Genomic DNA, 7,822 nt, shown 5'->3' with positions numbered 1-7,822 from the left:
TGGTCGAGCGCTCGGTCACCGGGCCCCGCCCGGCCAAGGCGGCGAGCTGGGCGTTGTAGGCACGCAGCTCGGCGTCGTCGTCGCGCTCCGCCTGCCGGTCGCGCCGTTTCGCCGTGGCCGCCTCCGAGCGCATCCACTGCACGCAGACGATGAGCGCGAGCAGCATCGTGGGGAGCTCGCCGACGCCCCAGGCGATGCCGCCGCCCTTCTGCTGGTCGCCGATCGGGTTGGTCATCCACGACAGGTGCAGGGTGTTGAAGAAGTCCGGCGCCAGCAGCGAGGACCCGGTCATCAGGGCGACACCGAAGAAGGCGTGGAAGGACAGGGTCGCGAAGAGCACCAGGAGGCGCAGCGACGGCGGCCACCTCTTGGGGCCGGGGTCGACGCCGATGAGCACCCAGGCGAAGAGGTAGCCGGCCAGCATGAAGTGCGTGACCATCAGCACGTGCCCCGTGTGGGTGCGCAGCGCCAGCTCGAACAGCGGCGAGTAGTAGAAGACGATCAGGCCGAGGAAGAAGATCAGCGCCGCCACGACCGGGTTGGCGACCGCCCGCAGGTATCTCGAGTGCACCACCGCGAGGACCAGCTCGCGCGGCCCGAAGGTCTTGTCCTTGCGGGCGTGCAGGGTGCGCAACGCGAGCGTGACCGGGGCCGCGATCACCAGCAGCATCGGCGCGCCCATGGAGATGATCATGTGCATGGTCATGTGCATGGAGAACAGCACGTGGCCGTAGACCCCCGGCGCTCCGTCGACGGCGTAGAGGAAGACCAGCCACCCGGCGATCCACGACACGGTGCGCATCACCGGCCAGCGGTCGCCACGCCGGTGCAACCGCACCACGCCCGCGAGGTAGAGACCGATCGCAACGACCGCGACGGTGGTGAACAGCCATTCCGTGCGGTATGTCGTGACCCACCGTGCCGCGGTCAGCTGCGGGGGGGCGTAGTAGCCGGTGAGGGAATAGGCCGCGTCGGCGTTCTGCGGTGGCGTCTCGGCGACGGGCGGTGCGCTGCGGGCCAGCACCGTCGCCATGCCGATGGCCGCGCTCATGATGACGACCTCGACGGTGGCCAGCCGGGCGAAGGCGCGCCTGGCCAGGGGGTCGTCACGCAGCCGTTCCACGACGACCCGACGCTGCCGCCAGCCGGCCGCGCCTAGCAGCAGGAGGCAGACGGACTTGCCGATGACAAGGCCGCCGTATGTCGTCCAGAGCCCACCGAAGCCACCGAGCCGGATCGCCGCGTTGAGGATGCCGGACAGCGCGACGAAGGCGAAGCACCACCCGGCCAGCGTCGAGTAGCGGGCCACGCTCACCGCCAGCCCCTTGCCGAGCAGGGGCCGCAGCACGAGCAGGGCGATCAGGCCGCCGACCCACAGGCTCACCCCGACCAGGTGGAACGCGAGGGAGTTGACCGCGGCGTCGTGGCCGGTGGACCCGGCGGCGTGGCCGGCCAGGGCCAGCGGCAGCACGCCGAGCAGGCTGAGGAAGAACAGCCAGGTCATGCCCGTGCGGGTGCGGGTGAACGAGGCACCTGCGGCCACGACGAGCGCGACACCGGCGCTGATCGCACCGACCCGCAGGATGTCCAGCTGCCAGACGAACGCCTTGAACTGCTCCAGGAAGCCCGGGTCACTCATCCGCACGCTCGACAGGTCGGAGAAGGACAGGACCAGCCCGACGACCGCGGTGACGAACCACACGGCAGCCGCGCCCGCGGCATACCGGGTTGCGGTGATGCGCCGGGAGGTCCTGGGCGCCTCCGGCACGATCATGCCGGCCATGAGCAACAGCCCGATGGTGGCGGCCATCGAGAGATCGTGCACCGCGCGCACCAGCGGTAGACCCCACCGCACCACCGCCCCCGTGTCGCCGAGGTCGAGCGTGGCCGTGGCGCCGGTGAACAGCGCAGCAGGGACCGCGACGACCAGTGCCACCAGGGCGGCGGCCACCAGGATGCCCCGTGCAGGCCCGGCGGGCGCGCGGGCGACAGAGGGCCGTGTGGACATGGCACCAGCCTAAGTAGGGTGGGCCCATGCCCATGCACCCGGCGCCACCTCAGGACCTGCGCGGCCTGGTCCAGGCCTTCAGCCAGACGGCGCAGGCCGTCCTCGACCTGGGTCACGGCTGCCGCGACGCCGACTTCGAGCGCGAGACCCAGTGCCCGGGGTGGACGGTCAAGGACCAGCTGTCGCACATCACCGGCATCGAATCGCGGCTCGAGGGGGTACGTGAGCCGGAGGTCGCGGTGCCGGACTACGCACACGTCAAGGGGGAGGTCGGCCGACGCATCGAGGAGTCGGTGCAGCTGCGGCGCGGACGGCCGGGCCCCGACATCGTGGCCGAGCTCGACCACGTGCTCGCCGGGCGGTTCGCCACGCTGAACAGTCCCGGGCTCTCCGAGGAGAGCATCATCCCCGGGCCGTTCGGGCCCGCCGAGGCCGCCGAGGTGCTGCGGCTGCGCTCCATCGACGTCTGGGTGCACGAGCAAGACATCCGCCAGGCCCTGGCCCGGCCCGGCAACCTCGACTCCCCCGCGGCGACGGTCTTCCTGCGCTCGCTGTTCGACGCACTGCCGATGCTGGTCGCCCGGCGGGCCGGGCTCGAGCTCGGCACCATCGTGATCATCGACGTGAGCGGCCCGATCCTCGCCCGGACGGGAGTTCGCGTCGAGGCGGGCGCCGACGGGCGGCCCTGGGGGCACAAGCTGTTCACCGGCGAACGTGTCGAGGACGACGTGCCCGGTGAAGACGGGCCCACGACCAGTCTGTCCCTGTCCACCGATGCGCTCACCCGCCGTGCCGCAGGCCGGGTGTCCGCGGCGGACACGGCCTACCAGGTCACCGGCGACGAAGAGGTCGCCCGGCGGGTGTTGGACGCGATCGTCGTCACGTTCTGAGCCGGCGCTGCCCCGAGCGGATCCGCTCGTCCGGTGAATTTGCGCCGGGTGGGGCCCGGCGTTAATACTTGTATGTTGCAACCAACTACAAGGACTGTCCACCATGCCCGTGAACGTCGCCGAAGCCGGCCAGTTGAGCGTGAGCCTGATCCGGCTCATGAAGCTGATGAAGAGCATCCGCACCCATGCCCCGCGGCCGCACCCCGCCATCGAGAGCGCGGCCTACCCGATCATGTTCACGCTCGTGGAGGGACCTCAGCGGGTCTCCCGCCTGGCTGACGCCGTCCACTCGGACGTGTCCACCGTGAGCCGGCAGACCTCGGCGCTGGCCGAGCTCGGCCTGCTCGGCAAGGTGCAGGACCCCGACGACGGCCGCGTCTGGATGCTGTCGCTCACCGCCGAGGGTCAGGAGCTGGTGCAACGGCTGAAGGAGCAGCGGGCCGAGTGGTTCTCGTACCTGCTGCAGGACTGGGACCACGCCGACGTGGTCGCCTTCGCCCGGAGTGTCGACCGTCTCACGACGGCCTGCGACCGCGAGCGCCAGCGGTTCATGGCCTCAGCCGTCGACTCCACCGGTGCCCGAGTCGCCACCGCCGACGAAACCCCCGCTGCCACCCCCACCGACGAGGAGCTCGCCCGATGACCACCACTGCGCCACCGGCCACCGCACCACCGCAGGACGGCGTCTTCACCCACCGGCAGATCCTCACCATCTTCGTCGGCCTGATGATGGGGATGTTCCTGGCCGCTCTGGACCAGACCATCGTGGGCACGGCGATCCGGGTCATCGCGGACGACCTGCACGGGCTGGACAACCAGGCCTGGGTGACCACGGCATACCTGATCACCTCGACCATCGCGACGCCGCTGTGGGGCAAGCTGTCCGACATCTACGGCCGCAAGGGCTTCTTCATCTCGGCGATCAGCATCTTCGTGGTCGGCTCGGCGCTGTGCTCCTTCGCGACCTCGATGTACATGCTCGCCGGCTTCCGCGCCCTGCAGGGAATCGGTGCAGGCGGGCTGATGTCGTTGGCGCTCGCGATCATCGGCGACATCGTCTCGCCGCGTGAGCGGGCGAAATACCAGGGCTACTTCCTCGCGGTCTTCGGCACCTCGAGCGTGCTCGGCCCGATCGTGGGCGGCTTCTTCGCCGGCTCGTCGTCGATCCTCGGCATCACCGGCTGGCGCTGGGTCTTCCTGGTCAACGTGCCGATCGGGATCGCCGCCCTGCTCGTCGTGGGCAAGACCCTCCACCTGCACCACGTCCGTCACGACCACCGGATCGACTGGTGGGGCGCCGCCTCGCTGATCGTCGCGCTCGTGCCGCTGTTGGTCGTGGCCGAGCAGGGTCGCACCTGGGGCTGGGGCTCCGGCACGGCTCTGGCCTGCTACGTGGTCGGCGTGATCGGCGTCGGGCTGTTCGTGGCGGCGGAGCACCGGATGCAGGAAGAGGCCCTGATCCCGTTGCGCATCTTCAACAACCGGGCCATCACCATCACCATCGTCGGAAGCGTGATCGTCGGGCTCGGCATGTTCGGCGGCATCATGTCGATCCCGCTGTACCTGCAGATCGTGCACCAGGCCACCCCGATGTCGTCCGGTTTCATGATGCTGCCGCTGGTGCTCGGCATCATGATCAGCTCGATCGTCTCGGGCCAGCTGATCTCGCGCACCGGGAAGGTTCGCATCTTCCCGGTCCTTGGCGCCGCGATCATGGTCATCGGGCTCCTGCTCCTGTGGCGGGTCAGGGCCGACACCTCGCTCGTGGTCGTGATGGCCTTCATGCTCGTCTTCGGCCTCGGGCTCGGCAACACGATGCAGCCACTCACGCTGATCGTGCAGAACGCGGTGGCGCCTCGGGAGATCGGCATGGCCACCAGCTCGGCGACGTTCTTCCGCCAGATGGGCGGCACCCTCGGGGTCGCCATCTTCCTGTCGATCCTGTTCAGCTCGGCCGGATCCAAGATCCAGGGCGCGCTCCAGCAGGCCGTGCCGACGCCGGCCTTCCAGCAGGCGCTGCACGACCCGAAGCTGATGCAGGATCCGCAGACCGCGAACTTCGTCAAGGCGCTGACCCACGCCGGGCAGGGCGGGGGCGGGGGCGGTGCCGGTGGCACGGGGATCCTCAACGACTCATCCGTGCTGGGCAAGCTGCCCGACGCGCTGGCGTACCCCTTCCGGGTCGGCTTCTCCGACGCGATGGACCTCGTCTTCCTCATCGGCGCCCTCGTCGTGGTGCTCGGGTTCATCGTGCTGCTCTTCCTGCCACGGATCGAGCTGCGGACCCAGTCCGGAATGCAGGCCGCCGCCGCGGAGCGTGCCGCCGCGGCCGAGGCGGCGGCACAGGCCGACCATGACGTGCACGGCTCAGAGGGAGCGGGGGCCGGGCCGAATGCGCCGATGGCACCGCCCTCCCCTGGTATGCAGGGCCCCGACGCGCACGGCGACGCGGACTCTTCGCCCTCCGAGGATGGACACGGGCCGGGGCGCCACGCGATCGCCGAGCTGACCGCGCCCGCCGGCGCGGCAGCGTCCGGAGACGCCAAGAACGGCGACGGCGCGGACGGCGACGGTCGAGCCGCGTCTGAGCTCGTCCTGGCTGCCCTGCGCCGAGTCGAGGCCCGGGCGGCTGGGCGCGACCTGAGCGGCCAACCCACCGGCCGTCACCGCGCCTGACCCCGAAGTTGCCGGGGGAGGGCGTCATCGATGACGCCCTCCCCCAGCAACAACGCGAGGCCGCGGGTCGAGGGGGGCGCCGCGGGAGCGCAGCACCTGCCTGACCTGATCCAGGAACCGATCCTCCTGCAGGATCCAGCCCGAGGTTGGGGATCCGCAACACCACGCGCCGGCCCATGACGACGTCGTTCTGGCGCAGCGCGTCGTCGAGGCGGTTCAGCGGTTGCTCGTGCTGTACACCGTCGACCTCGACGACCACGCCGTATTCCTCCCACTCCACGTCGAGGTAGGCACGGCCGCCCGGTCGACGACGCACGACCTGCCGGCTCGGCTCGGGCAGGCCGCGTTTGCGGCGCAGCCGCGCGAAGTCGAGCTCACCGAGCGCCTGCACCCCCGACGCGGCGTCCCGCAGTACCGCCTCGATGACCCGGCGACGGGACAAGCGCAGGCGCGACTCGGCATACGCGAGCAGGTCGACGGGCCGAGCGAGGCGTTGCTGGCTGGTCATCAACAGGATCAGCGCGGCCTGCCGATCGGTGTGCGCCCAGGCGGCGGCGCGGACCGCTGCCACGATCGGCTTCACCCGCGGGATCCCGACCCGCACGATGTCCTCCTCGTGCCACGCCATCACCTCGTGCACCCGCAGCTCGGGGAGGCGGTGCGGGTCGCGGCCATGTTGCACGCTCAGGTGCAGCGACTCGTCATACCCACACAGTCCGGCGGCGGCGAGCGCGGTGGCCCCGTCGAGCACAGCGCCCGCGCCGACCTCGAACACCGCCTGCCACCACTGCCCTGACTGCGCGAGTTCGCCGCGGTGGGTCACGACGGTGTTTCGCCCGGACACTGCCCAGCGACCGCACCGACGTTCGGTGCGCACCCGAGCCTTCCCGGCGCCGAGCGCGCGTGCCTGCGCACGGGACACGACACCGCCCTGGGTCATGGCGAGCGCCTCGACGGCCTCGACGACCGCGGCTCGCCTGACCGTCCGCGACGTGCGCCCCTCGTCGTTGTTGCTGAGAGAAGGCGTCGTCGGCGACCCCTTCTCCCAGCAACGAGCGGGACCGGGACTGGGACTGGCCGGATCGCCTCGGACATCAACCATGCCGACAGCGTGGCGGCGGGCACGACCACACAGCAGGGCCACGCATCCACCTGTGGACGGTGGTGCCCGCTCACCTGTTGCTGGGGAAGGGCGTCATCGGTGACGCCCTTCGCCAGCAATTAGCGGGAGGAGGGGAGGGGAGAGATCAGGCCCAGACGAGTGCCTTGCTTGGGTCCTCGAGCACCGCCGCCACGTCGGCGAGGAACCGCGACCCGAGATCTCCGTCGACCAGGCGGTGGTCGAAGGCGACCGACAGCTGGGTCACCCACCGCGGCTTCACCTTGTTGCCGACGACCCACGGCATCTTGCGAATCGCGCCGAAGCACAGGATCGCCGACTCCCCGGGGTTGATGATCGGCGTGCCGTTGTCGACGCCGAAGACCCCGACGTTGGTGATCGTGATCGTGCCGCCGCTCTGCGCTGCGGGCTGGGTGCGCCCGGCCCGCGCCGTCGACACCAGGTCGGCCATCGCGTCGGCGAGCTGCCGCAGCGACATCTGGTCGGCGTCCTTGATGTTGGGCACGATCAACCCGCGGGGGGTCGCCGCCGCGATGCCGAGATTGACGTAGTTCTTCTGCACGATCTCGCCCGCGGCCTCGTCCCAGGTCGCGTTGATTCCCGGGTTGCGACGCACCGCGAGGCACAGGGCCTTCGCCACGATGAGCAGCGGGGACACCCTGACGTCGCGGAAGTCGCGGTCGTCGCCGAGGCGGTCGACGAGCTTCATCGTGCGGGTGACGTCGACGGTGACGAACTCGGTGACGTGCGGCGCGCTGAACGCCGACCCGACCATCGCCTGTGCGGTCATCTTGCGCACGCCCTTGATGGGGATGCGCACCTCCCGCTCGCCAGAGCGCGAGAACACCGGCGGTGCGTATGCCGTGCCGGCACCACCGTCAGCCGGCTCACCCGCCGCCGCGGGCGCCTCGGCGCCACCGCCACCCAGGAAGGCGTCGATGTCAGCGCGGGTGATGATGCCGTCGCCGGCGGAAGCGGAGACCTGGGCCAGATCCACGCCACGGTCCTTGGCATACTTGCGGACCGGCGGCTTGGCCAACGGCCGTCCGCCGTTTCCGACTCCCGCGCCGGGCGCGGCCCCGGCGCGCGACGTCGAACCTGCGCCGGTGGCAGCGACGGGTTCGGGAG

General features: G+C 70.7%; 6 protein-coding genes. 4 read left to right on the top strand and 2 right to left on the bottom strand.

Going from position 1 to position 7,822, the window contains the following annotated elements; translation table 11 throughout:
- The coding region (locus tag FRW57_RS14090; RefSeq protein WP_152186280.1) for a bifunctional copper resistance protein CopD/cytochrome c oxidase assembly protein at nucleotides 1-2,008 on the bottom strand (2,008 nt) is incomplete at its 3' end.
- 26 nt (nucleotides 2,009-2,034) lie between these two features.
- Between FRW57_RS14090 and FRW57_RS14085 the strand changes: the two genes are divergently transcribed.
- The 4 genes from FRW57_RS14085 to FRW57_RS14070 all read left to right on the top strand — a co-directional run bounded on the left by FRW57_RS14085 (nucleotide 2,035) and on the right by FRW57_RS14070 (nucleotide 6,370).
- Nucleotides 2,035-2,898 carry a maleylpyruvate isomerase family mycothiol-dependent enzyme gene (locus tag FRW57_RS14085; RefSeq protein WP_152186279.1) on the top strand — a complete coding sequence of 288 codons (864 nt, stop codon included), beginning with the start codon at nucleotides 2,035-2,037 and terminating at the stop codon, nucleotides 2,896-2,898.
- A 103-nt stretch (nucleotides 2,899-3,001) separates the two neighbouring features.
- Nucleotides 3,002-3,541 (top strand): MarR family winged helix-turn-helix transcriptional regulator, encoded by a 540-nt coding sequence (locus FRW57_RS14080; protein ID WP_137121905.1) that lies wholly within the window; start codon nucleotides 3,002-3,004, stop codon nucleotides 3,539-3,541.
- Nucleotides 3,538-5,574 carry an MDR family MFS transporter gene (locus tag FRW57_RS14075; RefSeq protein ID WP_137121906.1) on the top strand — a complete coding sequence of 679 codons (2,037 nt, stop codon included), beginning with the start codon at nucleotides 3,538-3,540 and terminating at the stop codon, nucleotides 5,572-5,574. Before FRW57_RS14080 ends, FRW57_RS14075 begins: the two co-directional genes overlap by 4 nt.
- A 223-nt stretch (nucleotides 5,575-5,797) precedes the next feature.
- Nucleotides 5,798-6,370, top strand: coding sequence for a protein kinase family protein (locus FRW57_RS14070; protein WP_152186278.1), 573 nt, complete (start codon nucleotides 5,798-5,800; stop codon nucleotides 6,368-6,370).
- A gap of 451 nt (nucleotides 6,371-6,821) precedes the next feature.
- Here the strand turns inward: FRW57_RS14070 and FRW57_RS14065 are convergent.
- Nucleotides 6,822-7,822 (bottom strand): dihydrolipoamide acetyltransferase family protein (locus tag FRW57_RS14065; RefSeq protein WP_162529364.1); only part of this gene is annotated, 1,001 nt, incomplete at its 5' end.

Source organism: Segeticoccus rhizosphaerae, from assembly GCF_009192725.1.
Taxonomy (GTDB): Bacteria; Actinomycetota; Actinomycetes; order Actinomycetales; family Dermatophilaceae; genus Segeticoccus; species Segeticoccus rhizosphaerae.
Note: the sequence above shows the minus strand (reverse complement) of the source record. Positions and strands in the feature narration are given on the sequence as shown.